Annotated in this window: 20 protein-coding genes and 1 tRNA gene; 14 read left to right on the forward strand and 7 right to left on the reverse strand. The window is 66.2% G+C overall.

The annotated features are described in order from the left end of the window. Positions 1–9: 9 nt before the first annotated feature. Complete coding sequence (gene glsA / locus Q0A27_RS03130; RefSeq protein WP_291473617.1) at positions 10–1041, reverse strand: glutaminase A; 1032 nt, start codon at positions 1039–1041, stop codon at positions 10–12. 250 nt (positions 1042–1291) lie between these two features. Here glsA and Q0A27_RS03135 point away from each other — a divergent pair, with 250 nt between their 5' ends. From Q0A27_RS03135 to Q0A27_RS03165, 7 genes are all read left to right on the forward strand, one after another. After that, a complete protein-coding gene (locus Q0A27_RS03135) occupies positions 1292–2113 on the forward strand; it encodes a thymidylate synthase (RefSeq protein WP_291473618.1) in 822 nt (273 codons plus the stop codon). Beyond that, positions 2113–2739, forward strand: coding sequence for a dihydrofolate reductase (locus Q0A27_RS03140; protein WP_291473619.1), 627 nt, complete (start codon positions 2113–2115; stop codon positions 2737–2739). Before Q0A27_RS03135 ends, Q0A27_RS03140 begins: the two co-directional genes overlap by 1 nt. 11 nt (positions 2740–2750) lie before the next feature. After that, positions 2751–3035 (forward strand): mycoredoxin, encoded by a 285-nt coding sequence (locus Q0A27_RS03145; RefSeq protein ID WP_291473620.1) that lies wholly within the window; start codon positions 2751–2753, stop codon positions 3033–3035. 375 nt (positions 3036–3410) lie between these two features. After that, on the forward strand, positions 3411–3773 hold the full coding sequence (locus Q0A27_RS03150) for a DUF485 domain-containing protein (protein WP_291473621.1): 363 nt from the start codon (positions 3411–3413) through the stop codon (positions 3771–3773). A 9-nt stretch (positions 3774–3782) separates the two neighbouring features. Beyond that, on the forward strand, positions 3783–5414 hold the full coding sequence (locus tag Q0A27_RS03155; RefSeq protein WP_291473622.1) for a cation acetate symporter: 1632 nt from the start codon (positions 3783–3785) through the stop codon (positions 5412–5414). Between the two features lie 97 nt (positions 5415–5511). Next, positions 5512–6693 carry a cation:proton antiporter gene (locus Q0A27_RS03160; protein WP_291473623.1) on the forward strand — a complete coding sequence of 394 codons (1182 nt, stop codon included), beginning with the start codon at positions 5512–5514 and terminating at the stop codon, positions 6691–6693. An 8-nt stretch (positions 6694–6701) separates the two neighbouring features. Continuing rightward, positions 6702–6774 (forward strand) — tRNA-Arg (locus Q0A27_RS03165). Between the two features lie 156 nt (positions 6775–6930). Here the strand turns inward: Q0A27_RS03165 and Q0A27_RS03170 are convergent. The 5 genes from Q0A27_RS03170 to Q0A27_RS03190 all read right to left on the reverse strand — a co-directional run bounded on the left by Q0A27_RS03170 (position 6931) and on the right by Q0A27_RS03190 (position 13022). Beyond that, positions 6931–7680, reverse strand: coding sequence for a CE1759 family FMN reductase (locus tag Q0A27_RS03170; protein WP_291473624.1), 750 nt, complete (start codon positions 7678–7680; stop codon positions 6931–6933). Between the two features lie 32 nt (positions 7681–7712). Then, the gene (locus Q0A27_RS03175) at positions 7713–8822 is read right to left on the reverse strand and encodes a CE1758 family FMN-dependent luciferase-like monooxygenase (RefSeq protein WP_291473625.1); all 1110 of its coding nucleotides are present in this window, start codon (positions 8820–8822) and stop codon (positions 7713–7715) included. Between the two features lie 36 nt (positions 8823–8858). Beyond that, complete coding sequence (locus tag Q0A27_RS03180) at positions 8859–11306, reverse strand: HAD-IC family P-type ATPase (RefSeq protein ID WP_291473626.1); 2448 nt, start codon at positions 11304–11306, stop codon at positions 8859–8861. A 2-nt stretch (positions 11307–11308) separates the two neighbouring features. After that, complete coding sequence (locus Q0A27_RS03185; protein WP_291473627.1) at positions 11309–12040, reverse strand: enoyl-CoA hydratase; 732 nt, start codon at positions 12038–12040, stop codon at positions 11309–11311. Between the two features lie 82 nt (positions 12041–12122). Continuing rightward, the gene (locus tag Q0A27_RS03190; RefSeq protein ID WP_291473628.1) at positions 12123–13022 is read right to left on the reverse strand and encodes an aldo/keto reductase; all 900 of its coding nucleotides are present in this window, start codon (positions 13020–13022) and stop codon (positions 12123–12125) included. 344 nt (positions 13023–13366) lie between these two features. Between Q0A27_RS03190 and Q0A27_RS03195 the strand changes: the two genes are divergently transcribed. The 7 genes from Q0A27_RS03195 (at position 13367) to Q0A27_RS03225 (ending at position 18468) form a co-directional block, all read left to right on the forward strand. Next, entirely contained in the window at positions 13367–14275 is a 909-nt protein-coding gene (locus Q0A27_RS03195; protein WP_291473629.1) for a hypothetical protein, read from the forward strand. A 207-nt stretch (positions 14276–14482) separates the two neighbouring features. Continuing rightward, on the forward strand, positions 14483–14794 hold the full coding sequence (locus tag Q0A27_RS03200) for a helix-turn-helix transcriptional regulator (RefSeq protein ID WP_291473630.1): 312 nt from the start codon (positions 14483–14485) through the stop codon (positions 14792–14794). A 90-nt stretch (positions 14795–14884) separates the two neighbouring features. Beyond that, complete coding sequence (locus Q0A27_RS03205) at positions 14885–15121, forward strand: hypothetical protein (RefSeq protein ID WP_291473631.1); 237 nt, start codon at positions 14885–14887, stop codon at positions 15119–15121. Further along, complete coding sequence (locus Q0A27_RS03210) at positions 15118–15705, forward strand: hypothetical protein (RefSeq protein WP_291473632.1); 588 nt, start codon at positions 15118–15120, stop codon at positions 15703–15705. Before Q0A27_RS03205 ends, Q0A27_RS03210 begins: the two co-directional genes overlap by 4 nt. Positions 15706–15714: 9 nt before the next feature. Further along, entirely contained in the window at positions 15715–16605 is an 891-nt protein-coding gene (locus Q0A27_RS03215) for an ABC transporter ATP-binding protein (RefSeq protein WP_291473633.1), read from the forward strand. Further along, positions 16602–17789, forward strand: a complete 1188-nt coding sequence (locus Q0A27_RS03220) for an ABC transporter permease (RefSeq protein ID WP_291473634.1) — start codon at positions 16602–16604, stop codon at positions 17787–17789. The genes Q0A27_RS03215 and Q0A27_RS03220 overlap by 4 nt, the downstream gene beginning before the upstream one ends. 115 nt (positions 17790–17904) lie before the next feature. Next, positions 17905–18468 carry a 2-oxo-4-hydroxy-4-carboxy-5-ureidoimidazoline decarboxylase gene (locus Q0A27_RS03225; protein WP_291473635.1) on the forward strand — a complete coding sequence of 188 codons (564 nt, stop codon included), beginning with the start codon at positions 17905–17907 and terminating at the stop codon, positions 18466–18468. Between the two features lie 108 nt (positions 18469–18576). On the opposite strand, the gene Q0A27_RS03230 is transcribed toward Q0A27_RS03225, so the two are convergent. Next, the gene (locus tag Q0A27_RS03230) at positions 18577–18936 is read right to left on the reverse strand and encodes an FKBP-type peptidyl-prolyl cis-trans isomerase (RefSeq protein ID WP_291473636.1); all 360 of its coding nucleotides are present in this window, start codon (positions 18934–18936) and stop codon (positions 18577–18579) included. Positions 18937–19135 lie beyond the last annotated feature (199 nt).

The following is a 19135-nucleotide window of genomic DNA, read 5'->3' on the forward strand; positions in this document are numbered from 1 at the left end:
CCGCATATGTCAGGTCGCGTCAGGTAGCTCCGGAAGATGGCCGAGCTGGCCGGCCGCCGAGGCGAACAGGTTCAGTCCCAACGACCGGGACAGGTACGAGCACACCCGTTGACCGCGCACACTCGTGCCCGCCGGGTCCAACGGCGGCGCGTACGCCGCGACGGCACACTTCCCCGGTGCGACAGCGACGATGCCGCCGGAGACACCTGACTTCGCCGGCATCCCGATCTCGAACATCCACTCCCCGGAACACTCGTACATCCCGCAGGACGCCAGGACGGCGATCGTGTCCCGGCAGACTTCCGGGGAGACCACGTACTCACCGGTCACCGGGTTCACTCCGCCGTTCGCTAGAGTCGCACCCATCACCGAGAGATCCGTGACCGTCACCGACAGAGAGCACTGGCGGGTGTAGACCTCGACGACGGGCCCCGGTTCCCGGGTGATCCGCCCGTAACTCTCCAGCAACCGGGCGATCGCCCGGTTGCGCTGGTTGGTTGCCATCTCCTCGGCGAAGACCTCCTCGTCCACGGTCAGTTCCCGACCCGCGAAGCGGGACAGTCCGGCACGGATGAACTCCCACTGCGCATCCGGGGTCTCCCCCGGGACGAGGGCGGTCGTCGCCATCGCACCGGCATTGACCATCGGATTGCCGGGGGACCCGGCGGAGAGTTCCACCGCCATCACCGAGTTGAAGGAACGGCCGGTGTTGTTCACTCCCACCGTCTCGTGGACCTGGTCATGCCCCGACTCCTCGCAGACGAGAGCGAAGACGAAGGCCTTGGAGATCGACTGGATCGTGAAGACGGCGTCGGTGTCCCCCGCGGAATCGGTCACACCGGCCGCATCCGTGAGAGCGACACCGAACAGGTCAGGATCTACGCGGCCGAGCGGGGGAATGTAGTCGGCTACCTGACCACCACAGCGGTCCCGGTAGCGGTTGTAGGCCGCGTCGACGAGCCGGGTGACTGTCCCCTCGGAAGGCAGCGGTCCGGTGAGAGCATGCTGCACGACAGCAGATCCGTCGGCGATCTCGAACATGGTCCCCACTCCTCTGTGCGACGGAACAGTTCGACTGTGAGTTCAGGAAAAACTGTAGTGGCGCCGGTGGTCCCCGGCAACAGCTTTCCCAGTGGGACGATATATCCGGTTCATACGCCGTCGCCGGCCCCGGGTGCCCGGCCCGGGGCGCTGTCCCTTCCCGCAACGTCGGCGCGGGATCCGGCAGCTGACCGCTACTCCGGGCCGCCTGCAATGACCTGCCCACCGACACTCGCCTATTCTGGGACCCATGAGTGTCGCACCACCGGTCTCCCCCGTCCACACACCCTACGAGAACCTCCTCCGCGAGATCCTGGAACACGGCATCCACAAGGACGACCGCACCGGCACCGGCACCCGCAGCCTGTTCGCCCGCCAGATGCGTTTCGACCTGGCCGAGGGATTCCCGCTGATCACCACGAAGAAGGTGCACCTGCACTCCATCGTCGGCGAACTGCTGTGGTTCCTCCGCGGCGACTCGAACGTCGCCTGGCTCCACGAGAACAAGGTGAGCATCTGGGACGAGTGGGCTGACGCGTCCGGAGACCTCGGCCCGGTGTACGGCGTCCAGTGGCGCAGCTGGCCGACCCCCGACGGACGCCATATCGACCAGATCACCGCTGCCCTGGAGACGCTGAAGAACAACCCGGATTCGCGCCGCAACATCGTCTCCGCCTGGAACGTCTCCGAACTGGAGAACATGGCTCTGCCGCCGTGCCACCTCCTGTTCCAACTCTACGTCGCCGACGGGAAGCTCTCCTGCCAGCTCTACCAGCGCAGTGCGGACATGTTCCTCGGTGTGCCGTTCAACATCGCGTCCTACGCCATCCTCACCCACATGTTCGCCCAGCAGGCGGGCCTGGAGGTCGGCGAGTTCGTGTGGACCGGCGGCGACTGCCACATCTACGACAACCACGTCGACCAGGTGAGCCTGCAACTCTCCCGCGAGGCACGTCCCTACCCGACGCTGAACCTGCACAGGGCCGCCGACCTGTTCTCCTACGGTTTCGACGACATCGAGGTCATCGGCTACGACCCGCACCCGGGTATCAAGGCTCCGGTGGCAGTCTGATGGGCACCACGGCAACCGACGCGGTATTCACCGAGCAGCCGCAGATCACCCGCGCCGATCTGCCCGGTTTCCCCGCCGACATCGAGATCGGGATGATCTGGGCGCAGACCACCGACGGTGTCATCGGCGACGGCGCCGACATGCCCTGGTACCTGCCCGAGGACCTCAAGCACTTCCAGCAGTCCACCCTCGGCACACCCGTCGTGATGGGCAGAGTGTCCTGGGAGGCCCTCGACCCGAGATTCCGCCCCCTGCCGGGACGCGACAACCACGTCATCACACGGGACGCCACCTATGACGCCCCGGGAGGAACCGTCCACACTTCCCTGCCGGACGCCGTCCTCGCCGCCGGGCGTTCCGCCGTGGGCACCGGAGCTTCCACCGTGTGGATCCTCGGTGGTGGCCACGTCTACCGTCAGTGCGTGCCGGTGACCGACCGGGTCGTCGTCACCGAGATCGCCTGTGGTGCCCCCGACCGTTTCCAGGTCTACGCCCCGGACATGCGGGCGGAGCCGGGCTTCACCACCCACGACGGTCCGTGGCTGACTTCCGGGCGCGGTACCGCACTGACCGGGGAGGATCCGCTCCGCTACCGGATCTGCGAGTTCACCCGCGACAACTCCTGAAAGGAACCATCATGACCGCCCCCTCCGACTCCGTCGACTCCCCTGCCGTCACCCTCTACACCACCACCTGGTGCCCGTTCTGCTCCTCGCTGGTGGAGAACCTCGACCGTTCCGGCACCGCCTACGCCCGTATCGACGTCGAGGAGGATGCGGACGCCGCGGCCTGGGTCGAGTCCGTCAACAACGGCAACCGGGTCGTCCCGACCGTGATGTACGCCGACGGCTCCTACGCCACCAACCCGCCGGCAGGCCAGGTCAGGCGTCGGGTCGCCGAGCTGACCGGCGAGGCGGAGTAGCCGGGTTAACATAGTCCACGTCGCTTCGCCCGGCGTCGCTCCACCATCCCACCGCATCTGCTGCGGTGGGATTTGTGCATATTTTCGACAGTAAGTCTGAGCACAACATAAAGGTCAGACCACTGAAGGGGCTAGCGGGGGCACCCCCTGTGTGCTTTGCGTCACTGCATGTCACACAATTTCGCGGGGGTGGAACCCGTCGAGAGGGGGGCACTTTTCCGTTCCGCATTGAAATGGCTTCACACAAGTCTGTAACTTATCCCCCATCCGCAACACGGCTGTGACAGCTGTCACTCAATGAGTCTGCCCGGCCGTGGGCGCGACATGCTCGATATCCGTTTTTCAAGAGGGATCACCGAACACGAAAGGGAGCCCATGTCGACACCCGACCCCCGGCATACACCGACAGCCGAGGAGTTCATCGCGACGCAGCAGAGCGCCGAGTTCCGGGAACTCCGCCGTAAGCGCCGTGCCTTCACCTTCCCCATCACGATCGCCGCACTCGTGTGGTTCGTCGCGTACGTCATCCTGGCGATGTTCGCTCCGGATCTCTACGCGAACAAGGTGTGGGGGAACATCAACCTGGGCCTGATCCTGGGTCTGCTGCAGTTCGTCACGACGTTCGTCATCACCTACGCCTACGTGAAGTACGCCGACCGCGAGCTCGAGCCGCGCGCCGAAGACATCCGGAACCGCCTTGAGCGCACCGGCCCCTACTCCGACACGAAGACTGCGTAAGGGAGCGCCATGAACATCAATTTCCTCGCGGCCTCCGATTCGGACGCCGGTAACCCCGTACTCAACATCATCATCTTCGTCGCCTTCATCGTGATCACGATGACCATCGTGACGAGGGTCGGCAAGAAGACCACCCAGGCCGGTGACTTCTACACCGGTGGTGCCAGCTTCAGCGGCACCCAGAACGGTCTCGCCATCGCCGGTGACTACCTGTCGGCGGCGTCCTTCCTCGGAATCGTCGGTTCCGTCGCCCTGACCGGTTACGACGGATTCCTCTACTCCATCGGCTTCTTCGTGGCCTGGGTCGTCGCACTGCTGCTCGTCGCCGAACCGCTGCGTAACACCGGCAAGTTCACGATGGCCGACGTGCTGTCCTTCCGCCTCAAGCAGCGTCCGGTCCGCCTCGCGGCGTCCTTCGCGACGCTCGGCGTGACGCTGTTCTACCTCATCGCGCAGATGGCAGGTGCCGGCGCACTGGTCTCCACCCTGCTGGACATCCACGAGAAGGGGGTCCAGGCCCTCATCATCGCCATCGTCGGCGCCGTGATGATCGCCTACGTCCTCATCGGCGGCATGAAGGGCACCACCTACGTCCAGATGATCAAGGCTGTCCTGCTCATCGCCGGCGTCTTCGTCATGGTCGTCCTCGTCGCCATCGCGGTGAAGGGCAACTTCTCCGAGCTGCTGCAGAACGCGGTCGACAAGCACGCCGCAGACGGAGCCGAGAACGCATCTGCCATCCTCGACCCGGGCATGAAGTACGGCGTGGACACCGCCCACAAGATCGACTTCATCTCCCTGGGCCTGGCACTCTGCCTCGGTGTCTCCGGTCTGCCCCACGTCCTCATGCGCTTCTACACCGTCCCGACGGCCAAGGAAGCCCGTAAGTCCGTGGTCTGGGCCATCATCCTCATCGGCGCCTTCTACCTGATGACCCTGGTCGTCGGTTACGCCGCCGCATGGAAGGTCGGCCCGGAGCGCATCGGTAACTCCGCCGGTGGCGCGAACTCGGCAGCCCCGCTGCTCGCCCTGGAACTCGGTGGCTCGATCTTCATGGCGTTGATCTCCGCGGTCGCCTTCGCCACGGTGCTTGCCGTGGTCGCCGGCCTGGCGATCACCGCCTCCGCCTCCGTGGCCCACGACCTCTACCACTCGGTGATCCGCAAGGGTCAGTCCACCGAGGAAGAGCAGGTCCGGGTCTCCAAGATCACCGTGGTCGTCCTGGGCGTCATCTCCGTGGTCCTCGGCATCCTGGCGATGGACCAGAACGTGGCCTTCCTGGTCTCCCTGGCCTTCTGTGTCGCCGCGTCCGCGAACCTGCCGACCATCCTCTTCTCCCTCTACTGGAACAAGTTCAACACCACCGGCGCCGTATGGTCCACCTACGGTGGTCTGATCTCCGCGCTGATCGTCCTGATCTTCTCCGACGCCGTCTCCGGTGCCACGGGAGCGATGTTCGAGAACTCCGACTGGTCCTTCATCCCGCTGACCAACCCGGCGATCATCTCCATCCCGATCGGTTTCGCCTTCGCCATCCTCGGCACCTACCTGGGCAAGCCGGACCACAAGGAAGCCCTGGCCGCCGAGATGGAGGTCCGCTCCCTCACCGGTGTGGGCGTCGAGGCTCCGGTCGACCACTAGGATCCGACTCCTCCGACACACCACCGCCGACCACCGCACCACCCCTGGACCCCCGCACCTCACCGGTGCGGGGGTCCGTTCGTTTACGCTGGTCACCATGACCGACACGCTCATCACCTTCGCGTGGATCGCGGCCGCGGGACTGCTGGCCCCCGTCCTGTCTTTCGCCACCTCCAAGAAGGTTCCGGCGGTGGTGTTCCTCATCATCCTCGGCGTCCTCATCGGGCCCTACGGGCTGGAACTCACCACCGACAGCGAAGCCATCGACCTGGTCCGCGAGCTCGGCCTGGGTATGCTCTTCCTGCTCGCCGGTATGGAGCTCGCACCCTCCGACCTCAGGGGGAAGGAGGGGCGCAACGCCATCCTCACCTGGATCATCTGCGCACTCCTCGCCTTCGGTGCGACCATGGCACTGACCGGCGGGGAGACCGGCACCGCCACCGTCCTCGCCATCGCACTGACCTCCACCGCGCTGGGGACGCTGCTGCCCGTCATCCGGCAGCAGGGGCTGGCCGGAACACCCGTCGGCAACAGCGTCATGATCCACGGTGCGGTCGGCGAACTCGCCCCGGTGCTGGCGATGGCCCTGCTGCTCTCGGCGCGTACCACGTGGGCGACCGCTGTCATTCTCGTGATCTTCTTCGCCGTAGCGCTGGTCATCGCCCTGCTCCCCCGGACGGTCCGGAAAATTGTGCCCTGGGTCGGCTGGGCCATCCGCGACGGTGTCGGCTCCACCAACCAGACCGTCGTTCGCGCCATCGTGGTCATGCTGGCCGTCCTCATGGCGGTGGCCTCGATCTTCGAGCTCGACGTCGTCCTCGGGGCCTTCGCCGCCGGCATCATCGTGCGGCAGATCGTCCCGGGCAGCGCACTCCCCGACCTCACCGAGAAGCTGGAGGTGCTCGGTTACGGGTTGTTCATCCCGGCATTCTTCGTCACCTCGGGCATGGAGATCGACACCGGCGTCATCGGCGACCGCCCGTGGTTCCTCCTCGGACTGGTCCCGGTGATCCTCCTGGCCCGCGGACTGCCGGTCCTGGTGCGGGAACTGGGTGGTCATACCGGCTCTTCGCTGCAGGGATGGCGTGAGAAACTGCAGCTCTCACTCTATGCCGCGACTGGCCTGCCGATCATCGTCGCCGTCACCGAGGTGGCGACCTCTTCAGGGCTCCTCGCGGACGAGGAGGCGTCCCTCCTTGTCGCTGCCGGAGCCCTGACTGTCGCAGTCTTCCCCATGGTGGCCGATGCCGTGGGACCGACGAAGCGTGCGGTACACTGACGCGGTGCGCCCCAGTAGCTCAGGGGATAGAGCACCGCTCTCCTAAAGCGGGTGTCGGCAGTTCGAATCTGCCCTGGGGCACAAGTATTGATTCAATCGAATATCGGGGTACAGGTCAGAGGGCATTTCGTGGCCACGGCAGTCCCCCACAACGACTCGACCGGTTGGTTCAGCGGACCGGGACCAACCAGTCGGGTCGCTCCCGAGCTCCACGCAAGGAGACCCCCGAGCCGCCGGCTACTCCCCCGAGTGACCGGCCAGCATTGCGGCGAAGCCACCGGCGGGAACGCGGAAGTCCGTTTCCTCCGATGTGGAGTCATCGACACCAGCGTCAAGGGCGGCGTCCACTTCGGCGGACTCAGCGGACTCAGCGGACTCAGCGGACTCAGCGGATCCAGCGGACTCAGCGGATCCAGTGAACCCTCTGGATCCCGTGAATCCCGCGACCCCGGACACAACAGAGGTCAGCTGCTCAGCCAACTCCCCTGCCGCCGTCGCCACACGTCGGGGCAGGGCAGAATCTGCACCGAACTCGGCGGTGTCCACGAAGACACCCGTAGGCAGCACCACGGCATGGAGGAACGACAGCAGCGGACGCACCGCGAAGTCCAGGACCATGGAGTGGCGCGCCGTCCCGGCGGTGGCGACCATGGTCACCGGGATCCCGGCCAGTGACTTCATGTCCAGCGCATCGAAGAACATCTTGAACAGCCCGGAGTAGCTGCCCTGGAACACCGGCGTGGCGGCAATGAGAGCATCAGCATCGGTGACGGTGCGTCGGGCGTCCTCCAGGGCCGGCGTGGCGATGAACGTGGTCATGTATGTCGCAAGGTCTGCGGCCAGGGTGCGCACGTCGACAACCCGGACGTCCAGCCCTTCTCCGGCGGCGGTGACCTGACGGACCGTGGCATCCGCGATCTGCTCGGCGACCTGGCGGGTGGTCGAAGGATCACCCAGGCCGGCGTTGACGATGACGAGAGTCTTCATCACTTCTCCTCCACTTGTCCTCTGCTTCTCCGCTACTTGTCCGTTGCAGCGTGGTTGTGCTTCGTGGCGGGCTCGACGGCGGCCAGCCCACCGCGCGGCGGGTCCGAGGGTACATTCGCAGGACGCCGCGCCTCGAACTCCCGGCGCAGCACCGGGACCACCTCGGTACCGAGGATCTCGATCTGCTCGAGGACCGCCGACTCCGGCAGTCCGGCATGGTCGACGAGGAAGAGCTGCCGCTGGTAGTCACCGACCTCGTCGGCGTACCCGAGGTAACGCTCGATGACCTGGTCGACGGTGCCGACGGTCAGCGGCGTCATCTGCGTGAAGTCCTCCATCGACGGGCCGTGGCCGTAGACCGGGGCATTGTCGAAGTAGGGGCGGAAGGTCTTCTTCGCCGCAGCCTCGGTCTCGCCGATGAACACCTGACCGCCGAGGCCGACGATCGCCTCCTCACGCGCACCGTGCCCGTAGTGCTCGTAGCGCTGCCGGTAGAGCCGGACCATCTTCCGTGTGTGCTCGATGTTCCAGAAGATGTGGTTATGGAAGAAGCCGTCGCCGTAGTACGCGGCCTGCTCGGCGATCTCAGGCGAGCGGATCGACCCGTGCCAGACGAACGGCGGGGTGCCGTCGAGAGGACGCGGCGTGGACGTGAAGTTCTGCAGCGAAGTGCGGAACTCACCGGACCAGCTGACGTTCTCCTCCCGCCACAGCCGGCGCAGCAGATGGTACTTCTCCACGGCCAGCGGAATGCCCTGGCGGATGTCTGCACCGAACCACGGGTAGACGGGTCCGGTGTTGCCGCGGCCGAGCATGAGGTCGAGGCGTCCTTCGGTGAGATGCTGGGCGTAGGCGTAGTCCTCGGCCAGGCGCACCGGGTCATTGGTGGTGATCAGGGTGGTGGCGGTCGAGAAGCGCAGCCGTTCGGTCTGCGCGGCGAGGTGCGAGAGCAGGATCGGCGGGTTGGCCGGGGCCGCGAACGGAGGGTTGTGGTGCTCGCCGGTGGCGAAGATGTCGAGGCCGACTTCCTCGGCCTTTCTCGCATAGCGGACAGTGGAGCGGATCCGCTCATGCTCGGTCGGGGTGCGACCGGTGGTGGGGTCAGTGGTGACGTCGCCGATGGTGAAGATTCCGAATTCCATGGCTCCGATCATGCTCCTATTTAGTTGATATGTCAACTACTTTGTGGACGCCATCCCTTCGCCCACTTTCGCCTTCCGCATCCGCGACAGCACCCGGTGCACCACCTCGATGACCGCCGCACCACACACGCCGACCACTGCACCGGTGACCATGAGGGACGCATCCCCAGGCTCCAGCAGCACCAGTTCCCGCAGGAAGGGCACCGTGAAGATCACCAGGTAGCCGACCACGCAGCCGCACAACAGCAGTACCTTCCACCAGTTCAGCGGACGCGCCACGATCCCCAGCACCCACAGGCCCATGATGATCAGCGCCAGCAGCACCGCGGTGCCGGCCTGGTCACGCTCGAGCTGTGGGGCGTCCCCGCCCGGATAGACCGCGATCCACATGCCCACCGCGATACCGCCGATCAGCACCCCCGAGGGCAGCGCCAGTGACAGCACCCTTTTGACGAAACCGTCACGGGGACGCTCCGTGTTCGGCGCCAGTGACAGGATGAACGCCGGAATACCGATGGTGAACCACCCCGTGATGGTCACGTGAATCGGCTGGAAGGGGAAGGAGATCCCGAGGATGCCGACGACCAGCGCCAGCACCACCGAGTAGACGGTCTTCGTCAGGAAGAGGTTCGCCACCCGCTCGATATTGCCGATGACCCGACGGCCCTCGGCGACGACCTTCGGCATCGCGGAAAACCTGTTGGTCAGCAGCACCAGCTGTGCGACCGACCGGGTCGCCGCCGAACCGGAACCCATGGCGACACCGATGTCCGCCTTCTTCAGTGCGAGCACATCATTGACGCCGTCACCGGTCATCGCGACGGTCCGGTCCGCCCGGTGCAGGGACTCCACCATCTGCTGCTTCTGCTCCGGGGAGACCCGGCCGAAGACATTCGCCCGGGCGATCTCCGCATCGAAGTCCGCCTCGGACAGGTCGTCGAGTTCCCGGGCATCCACGGCGACGAGCTCGCGGTCAGTCGCCCCGGCAGCCACGGCCTTCACCGAGTCCGGGTTGTCGCCGGAGATGATCTTCAGGTCCACGTCCTGCTCGGCGAAGAAGTCGAGGGTCTCCCGGGCGTCCGGACGCAGCTGCTGGCGCAGCGTCACCAGTGCAGGTTCATCGAGGGTGGGGGCGTCCGCCATGGTGGCGTCCTCCCCCGGGACGGTGAGCTGGCCGGGCACCTTCCCGAATGCGAGGACGCGCAGGCCGGCGTCCCCCAGCTCCTTTGCGGTCGCCGCCGCCTCTCCGTCCGGCGCCAGGAGGACATCCGGGGCACCGAGGATCCAGGCGGCGTCCCCGGTCTGGACGCCGGAGAACTTGTACCGGGAGTTGAAGGGGATCTCCGTGCCGGTCAGCGGGTCAGCGGGAATCGCCGTGCCGATGGCCTCGGAGGTGTCATTGCGGTCCTCCTGGGTGGCCACAAGCCTGCCCAGCGCCTCACGCAGCTCGTCCGGGGCATCCGACCCGTCCGCGGCGTGGACACCGTCGAGCTCCATCTCATTGGTGGTCAGCGTGCCGGTCTTGTCGGTGCACACCGTGTTGACCCGGGCCAGCCCCTCGATCGCGACGAGCTCGTTGACCAACGCCTTGTACTGCCCCAGGCGGATCACACCGGCGGCGAACGCGATGGATGTCATCAGCACCAGCCCCTCCGGGACCATCGGCACGATCGCCGCGGCCATCGAGAGGATCGACTCCCTGACGTCGGTGCCGGAGCGGACCAGCTGCGTCCAGATGGTGAGGATGCCGGTCGGGATCAGCAGCCAGGTGATGACCTTGAGGATGGAGTTGATGCCGCTCATCAGCACCGAATCGGTCAGCGAGAATTCACTGGCCTGCTTGGCCAGCTGGGCGGCATAGGCCTCGTCGCCGACCTTCTCCGCACGGTAGATGCCGTGGCCGTTGGTGACGAAGGAACCGGACCGCAGTTCCTCACCGTCCTCCTTGTGCACCGGATCCGCCTCGCCGGTGAGCTGGGACTCGTCGACCGAGAACGCCCCGTCGACCACCGGGCCGTCGACGACGATCTCGTCACCGGAGCGCAGCACGATGAGGTCGTCGACCACCACCTCACTCTGGTGGACGGTCAGCTTCTCCCCGTCGCGGATGACGGTCGGCTTCGTCTCCCCCACGATCTTCAGGTTGTCGAGGGTCCGCTTCGCCCGCAGCTCCTGGATGATGCCGATCGCCGAGTTCGCGATGATCAGCAGCCCGAAGGCCGCATTGATGAACGACCCGGTCGAGATCACGATCACCGCGAGGACGCCGAGGATCGCGTTGACCCTGGTGAAGACGTTCGCCCGGATGATCTGGAGGACGCTGCGCCCCGTGCTTCGGCCGACGACATTGGCGCGCCCGTCAGCGACGCGCTGCCCGACCTCGGCGCGGGTGAGCCCGGTGAGTTCGGTAGGCCCGGTGGGCCCAGTGGGCTCAGTGGGCTCAGTGGGCTCAGTGGATTCGGCCGGGCCGGTGTACTCTGCCATCCCTACCGCCCCTCGAAGACCGGGGCCCGGTGGTCCGCCCGGGCGGTGCGCGCCTCCCGGACATCCCGGCTGGCCCAGCAGGCCAGGGCCTCCTCGGCGAGTTCCGGGGCTTCGGGATGGTTGAGCGCCTTCTTGAACCAGGCCGTCGACAGCGGGGCCTGTTCGCTGACGCGGTGAGCGAAGGCCAGGGCGTCCTCGGAGGTGCCGGCCTGGATTGCGAAGCCACAGGTCACCGCGGCGTCCCGGTCGACCTTCGCGCCGGCGACGAGCATGTTGCGGGCATGAGCGCCGCCGAGCAGTTCCACTGCACGGTTCACGGTCCACGGGTCCAGGGCGAAACCGTGCTGGACAGCGGGGACCCAGGTGACGGCGTCCTCCCCCATGATGCGCAGGTCACAGGCAAGGGCAAGCTGGCAGCCCGCGCCGACCGCGGGGCCCTGGATGTCCGCGATGACCGGCACCGGGACGTCGGTGACCGTGATCAGCATCCGCTCGAGTGCGGCGAAGAAGCTGTCGGCGTAGACCCCGCCTTTGAGGTTCGCCCCGGCGCAGAAGGCCGGGCCCTCACCCCGCAGCAGGACGGCCCGGATGCCGCTGCGGGAGGTGGCGTCCTCCAGTGCCGCGGTGAGCTGCGTGCACACCTCCGCATCCAGCGCATTCCTGCGGTCCGGTCGGGTCAGGGTGACCACCGCCACCCGCCCGTCGATCTCCAGCGACACCACGTTCTCTGTCATGCCGACCATTGTCCCCCATTTCGGTGGTCGGCGTCCGGGCAGGGCGGAACCTGGCCCGGGTCAGGCCCGGGTCAGGCCGGGGTCAGGCCAGCGGAGTGCCGAAGACCGCGGTGTGCGGATCGCCGCCGACACGACCGGCGTAGTCGGCGTCCCCGTCGATCGCGGTGATCGCGGCGACCTCCTCGTCGGTGAGCGTGAAGCCGCCGACCGCGGCATTCTCCGCGACCCGCTCCGGACGCTTCGACCGGGGGAACACTATGAGCCCCTGATCGAGGTGCCAACGGATGATCACCTGGGCCGGGGTGACGCCGTACGCCTCCGCGATGCCGGTGATGACCGGATGATCGAGGACGCCACGGCCCAGTGGCGACCAAGCCTCAGTCTTTATGCCGCGCTTGGCGTTGTCCTCGCGCTGCTCCTGCTGGGAGAAGCCGGGGTGGATCTCGATCTGGTTCACTGCCGGGACGACGCCGGTGGCCGCGATGATCTCGTCGAGGACCTCCGGGTAGAAGTTGGAGACGCCGATGGACGTGGCCTTGCCTGCCTTGCGCTCGGCGACGAGGGCCTTCCAGGTGTCGACGTAGCGACCCCAGGGCTGGACGGGCCAGTGGATGAGGTACAGGTCGACGCGGTCGAGCCCGAGGTTGGACAGGGAGACGTCGAGTGCGTCCTTCGCCTCGTCGAAGCCCTGGTCGGCGTTCCACAGTTTGGTGGTGATGAAGAGGTCGTCGCGGGTGACCTCACCGGCCTCGATCGCGTCGGCGATGGCGCGGCCGACGTTGGCCTCGTTGCCGTAGCCGGCGGCGGTGTCGATGTGGCGGATGCCGGCGGCGATGGCGGCGCGGGTGGAGGTGTAGGCCTCCTCGGGGGTGAGTTCCCAGACGCCGAGGCCGAGCTGTGGGATGGTGTGCCCGTCGTTGAGGGTGACCGTGTCGGTGGGGGTGCTGCCGGTCGGGGTGTTCTGTGCTGTCGATTCAGTCATGTCCCCCGTTGTACGCGTCCTCGTCGGGTGCATGCAGCGATCGACTCACGGCGAAGAGTCTGCTGCGCCCCGGTTCCGCGCGTCCTCGCTGCGTCCTGCATCCTCGGTGCTGCGCCACAGCGCCATCCCGTGCCGAGTTTGCGCCGACAAATCCGCCAATCTGCGGCAGCGAACCGCCAATCTGTCGGCGCAGACTCCGGACCGCCCGATGCTCCCCGCCAATCACGACCATGACGCTATGCTCGGCGTCGACGCCACAGGCGGGGACCTGCGGTACAGACGAAACGGGGATCATCATGGGGGACGCATGGTTCTGGCGGACCAGCACACTACTCAAGCAGGGCATGAATGCTGACAGCATCGCCCGCGCGGTAAAGGAAGGGACACTGTTCCGACCCTTCCACGGCATCTACACGCCACGGCAACCGACGGACGAAGAGCTCCTCGGCATCTTCGCCTCCCTCCGCGACGGACTGGTCTACACCGGCCAGGCCGCAGGCTTCCTCTACGGCATCGTTCCGTTCACCTGGCCGGCGCCTGCCCGGGTGCCACGTCGGAGCAGCCACAACGGTGGAGAACGGTTCCGTCTCTCCGAGGGGCAGACCCGCCGTACCCGGACGCTTCGGGGAATCCCCGTCACATCACCGCTGGAGACCACCGTCATGCTGAACCTCCCCGACGATGTACTCCGGACGTTCCTGACCGAGCAGTACCTGGGAGTGAAAGGAAATGACGCTCTGGCGGATGACCTCGCCGCACTGCCACCACGCAAGCGTCGACGAGCCGGTGTGCTGTTGGAGGACCTCGTCACCGGAACCGCCAGCAGCTACGAGCTGAAGGCGGCGACCGCCATCACCGCGGCCCTCGACGGTGTCGAAGTGGAAGTGAAGATCAACGCCATGGTGGAGGGATACCGTTTCGACCTGGTCATCGAGGACGCCGACGTACTCATCGAGATCGACGGTTTCGCCTTCCACGGCGGGGCGTCGACGACACAGGATGACCAGATCAGGGACTGTTGGAAACGGAACGCAGTGACCAGGTCCGGTTACACCCTGCTCTGCTACACCGGCCGCTGCGTGGAATACGCCACAACGGAGATGGTGGAGCAGGTTCTCGACACTGTGACCTACAACCTCAGGCATCCGCGGACGCGCCGGAAGCGCACAGCCGGGGAACGCATGTCCACCGACGCCCAGGTCTGGACCTGGCACCCCGCCATGGGTGAGTTCTGGGAGATGGGCCGGTTCTGATCCTGCGCAGGTCCTGACCATGCGCTGGTTCCGACCTCCTCCCATCGAGGATCCTGCTCATGCCATCCGAGTTTGCGCCGACATACCGACACTTGATCGGCAGCATATCCCGGGTTTGTCGGCGCAAACTCCGCGAGGAAGACCGGAAGGACGCCAAGATGATGTGAATCGTTGACAAAGAGTTGGGTTTATACAACACTCTGAGTTATGTCCCCAAAGAAGAAGGCCGTGATCCACAACCGGGTCCGGGTGCTGCGCGCGGAACGGGACATGTCCCGTGCGCAACTCGCCGAGCTGATCGGCGTCAATCCCCAGACCGTCGGTGCGCTGGAACGCGGGGACCACTCCCCCAGCCTCGACCTCGCCTTCCGCATCTGCGAAGTCTTCTCCCTCCCGGTCGAGGCCGTGTTCAGCCACACCCCGTTCGGTCCGCTGTCCACCGAGATCTACCGGACCTCCGACACCCCGACCACCGACACCACATACACCCCTCCCACCGCAGGAAAGGAGTCCCCGTGACCTCTCCCACCGGGACCACCAACCGACCGAACAACCACTCGCCCGGACAGCTTCGACACGCTCATCGCCACCCTCCACGCATGTTACGTCATGACCACCGTGGCAATCCTGCTCGGCCCTTTCATGATCCTCAGCGACATCGCCGGCGGCATGAACCGTGACCTCCTCATCTCAGAAGGCTCAGAGGGCTCAGAGGGCACAGAGGGCATCGCGGACGCAACGAGCATCCGGGACACCGATGCCATGGACGCGACAGCCGTGATTACTTCCACAGCCGCCACAGCCACGACAGACACCCCATCCACCACCGGAGAGGACCAGTCATGAACACCGTGAATCCGCTCACCCGCCTCAACGACGGCGCCGAACGCCACCTGGCCCGCCGCGCCAACCGCTGGCGTCAGCGCAGTGCAGCTGTCGCAGCGTCCCTGCCCGGCTGGCGCACCGAGGCGCGCACCCGGCTGCTCATCAGGATCTACCTCGGGTCGCTGGCTTTCGGCCTACTCATAGGTGTCGTCCAGATCTTCTGGCGACCCGCCCTGTTCGCCTGGATCCTCTTCACCGTCATCATGCTCGTCGCATGGACGATGCTGCGCACCGTGATAAACACCCGGGACGTCGCACCCGAGGAGGAGCTCGACGAGTACGAACAGGAGATCATCCGGAACTGGCAGGCCATCGCCTACGGCTGGCTCGTGGTTCTGTCCGTGGCAACCGCGTTCTACATGATCGTCCTGGGCTCGGTCGGATCCGGAGACCTCACCCACTGGATCTACACCGGAGGCCTGTTCACGCTCATCGGCCTGCTCACCGCCAGCGCCTTGCCGACCATCGCCTACGCCACGACCTTCGGCCCGGCACCCCCGGAAGTTCCCGCGACAAACAGCAATAATCGGAATCACCGACCCTGAGGAGCGACCATGTCCACCCTGGAACTTGACCGTCTCACCAAGATCTTCGGCACCGGCGACTCCACCGTCCGCGCCCTGACCGACCTGTCCCTCACCGTCAACCCCGGCGAGGTCTACGGCTTCGTCGGCTCCAACGGCGCGGGGAAATCCACCGCGATGCGCATCACCCTCGGCGTCCTCTCCGCGGACTCCGGCGAGGCACGCGTCGACGGCGAGAGAATCAACGACGACATCCGCCGCACCATCGGCTACATGCCCGAGGAACGCGGGCTCTACGACAAGGAACGCATCGCCGACCAGCTCGTCTTCTTCGGCAAGCTCCACGGCCTCACCAAGCACAAAGCCCAGCAGACCACCACGGATCTGCTCGACCAGCTCGGTCTGGCCGACCGCGCCGACTCCAAACTCGAGGAGCTCTCGCTGGGTAACCAGCAACGCGTCCAGCTCGCCGCCTCTCTTGTCCATGACCCGGCGATCCTCATCCTCGATGAGCCGTTCAGCGGCCTCGACCCCGTCGCCGTCAACGTCATGAGCGAGATGCTGCTGCAGAAAGCGTCCGAAGGTGTCCCCGTCCTCTTCTCCTCCCACCAGCTCGATCTCGTGCAGCGGCTCTGCCACCGCGTCGGCATCATCACCCACGGCGAGATGCGCGCCCAAGGCACCGTCGACGAACTCCGCACCCGCGGCCCGGTCCAGTACGAGATCCGCACCGCCGCCCGCGACTGGTACCCCGCCGGCACCACCGTCACCGACACCACCGAGGACGCAGTGATCCTCGACGCCGGTGACATCGACGACCAGACCATTCTCGTCGCAGCGATGTCCGCCGGCCCGGTACACGGCTTCACCCGCCGCGTCCCCGATCTCAACGAACTCTTCAAGGAGGTCGTGACCTCATGAGTACGACACCGAAGTATTCCCGTGCCGACGCGATCCGGACCGTCACCGGACGCGAGATCCAGGTCGCGATGCGCAGTAAGGGGCTGATCATCACCGCGGCGATCGTGCTCGTCGTGGTCGTCGGCGGTGTGTTCCTGCTCAGCTGGCTGGACGGCCGTGACGAGGACAACCCCTCGCTCGTCGTCGCCGGAGTCGAGGAGACCACTGTCACGGCCGTTGTCGGCGACGGCATCGACGTGACCTCGGTCGAGTCGCGCGACGAGGCGGTGGGCGCGGTCAAAGACGACGGGAAGGACGCTGCCCTGGTTCGCGACGATGACGGTTTCACCCTCATCGCCGACGGCACCCCGGATGACGCCCTGGTAGCCGCGTCCCAGGTCGCGGCGTCCGCCATCGCCCAGAACGAGGCCCTGGACGCCGTGGGCGTGGACCCTGACGAATTCGCTGACTCCCTGCCGGATGCCGCGGTGGAGACGGTCGACGTCTCCGACGAGGCCACCGATGACACGCTGCCGGCGGTGGTGACGACAATGCTGGGCACGATGGTGATCCTCACGTTCATCATGACCTTCTCCGGCAATGTCGGTGGCCGGGTGACCGAGGAAAAGTCGTCGCGGGTGGTGGAGATCATCCTGGCCACGATCCGTCCGCTGGACCTGCTCATCGGCAAGGTCGTCGCGATGCTCATCGTCGGTTTCGTCGGCACCGCGGTGATCCTCGGGACGGCGCTGGCATCGATGGCGGTGACGGGGATGCTCGCTGATGTCGACCTGGATCCGGCGACACTGGGGATTCTCCTGGTCTCGTACATCCTGGGCATGCTGTTCTTCAGTGCGCTGTACGCGGCCGCGGGCTCCCTGGTGAGCCGCGCCGAGGAACTGGGCAGCACCCAGATGCCGGTGATGCTGCTCTTCTTCGCCGTGATGTACCCGCCGATCTTCGGCTGGTCGGCCATGGACTCCACGGTGATGGAGGTGCTGGCCTGGGTGCCGCCGATCTCGATGGGCGTGGCTCCGATGCAGTACGCGGCAGGCAACCTGTCCTTCCTCGGCCTGGTGGCGTCCTTCCTGATCCTGGCGGTGGCGACACTGCTGGTGCTCATGGTCGTGGCGAGGATCTACCGCGGCTCGATCCTCAACAACGGGCGTCGTCTCACCTGGATGCGGGCACTCAAGCAGGCGTGACCGCGTCACCCCGGTGGAAGTCGGACACTGACAGTTAATCCTGCTGACGGCAGGTTAACTCCTGGGGTCACTGCGCCGTAACAGCTCCGAAATGATGGGGGAGTTACCTGTGATCATGAGTGAATCACAGACGATCACCGAGACCTCCACCGACTCCGACCTCATCGCCCCGACCCGTACGGCGACCCCTTTCCACACCACACTGGCCGAGCTGAACCGGATGACCCCGGCGCAGATCTCCGCCCTGATCGGTGACCTGCTGTACAACCCGACGCTCGGCGAGGAGGTGGCGTCCGCCGCCCCCTTCCGCAACCTGGAGCACCTGCTGGACGTCGCCCACCGGGAGCTGCTGCGCATGCCGCGGGTCGAGGTACTGGCCAGTATCCAGGCCCACCCCGTGCTCGGCGAGCAGACCACGGACATCTACTCGCGCGAGGAGCAGTCGTTTATCCTAGAATCCCCACCTGAGGTACTCACCGAGGTCGCCGACCTCTGCCGACGCTACGAGGAGCGGTTCCACCACCTGTTCCTCGTCTGCGCCCAGGGCATCGGAGGTCACGAGGTGCTGCGGCTGCTGCGCCGCCGGCTCGACAACCCCACGGTCACCGAATGGGAGACCACGGTCCGTGAACTGGGGAGGATCAACACCCTGCGGCTGCGCAGCGTGGTGCGGGGCTGAGACCCCCGACGCTGAACACGGCAGAGCCCCGGGAGTCACCCCGGGGCCCTGTGCCGTCACCCGGGGCGTCGGTCCGGGCGGATGTGCCGCACTATGGCGGCGCTGACGCTACTTGGCGTCAATGAGGTCGATGATGAAGACCAGGGTGCGGCCCGCGAGGGGGTTACCGCTGCCGACGGGGCCGTAGGCAAGCTCCGGCGGGATGGTGAGCTTGCGGCGTCCGCCGACCTTCATGCCGGGGATGCCGTCCTGCCAGCCCTGGATCAGACCGGCGAGGGGGAACTCGATGGTGGTGCCGCGGTCCCAGGAGGAGTCGAACTCCTGACCGGTCTCGTAGTCGACGCCCACGTAGTGGACCTCGACCATGCCGCCGGGAACAGCCTCTGCACCGTCACCGACGGTGATGTCCTCGATGACAAGCTCGACGGGTGCAGGTCCCTGCTGGGCATCGATCTGCGGCTTGACCATGAAGGTCACACTCCTCTTTCTTGTGGAACAGAACCGCGTCAGTCTATCAGTCATGACACGATCGGGCACGACAGAAACGTCGGAAAGGCCACACAGAAACACCCGACCCCCCCCCCCCCCCGGGGGGGGGGGGCGGGGTTTGGGAGAGGGCGTTACGGCGGTTGGGTGGGGGCCGAGCGTGTGCTGGAGGATAGACGGA

The organism is Corynebacterium sp. (assembly GCF_022712275.1).
GTDB lineage: Bacteria > Actinomycetota > Actinomycetes > Mycobacteriales > Mycobacteriaceae > Corynebacterium.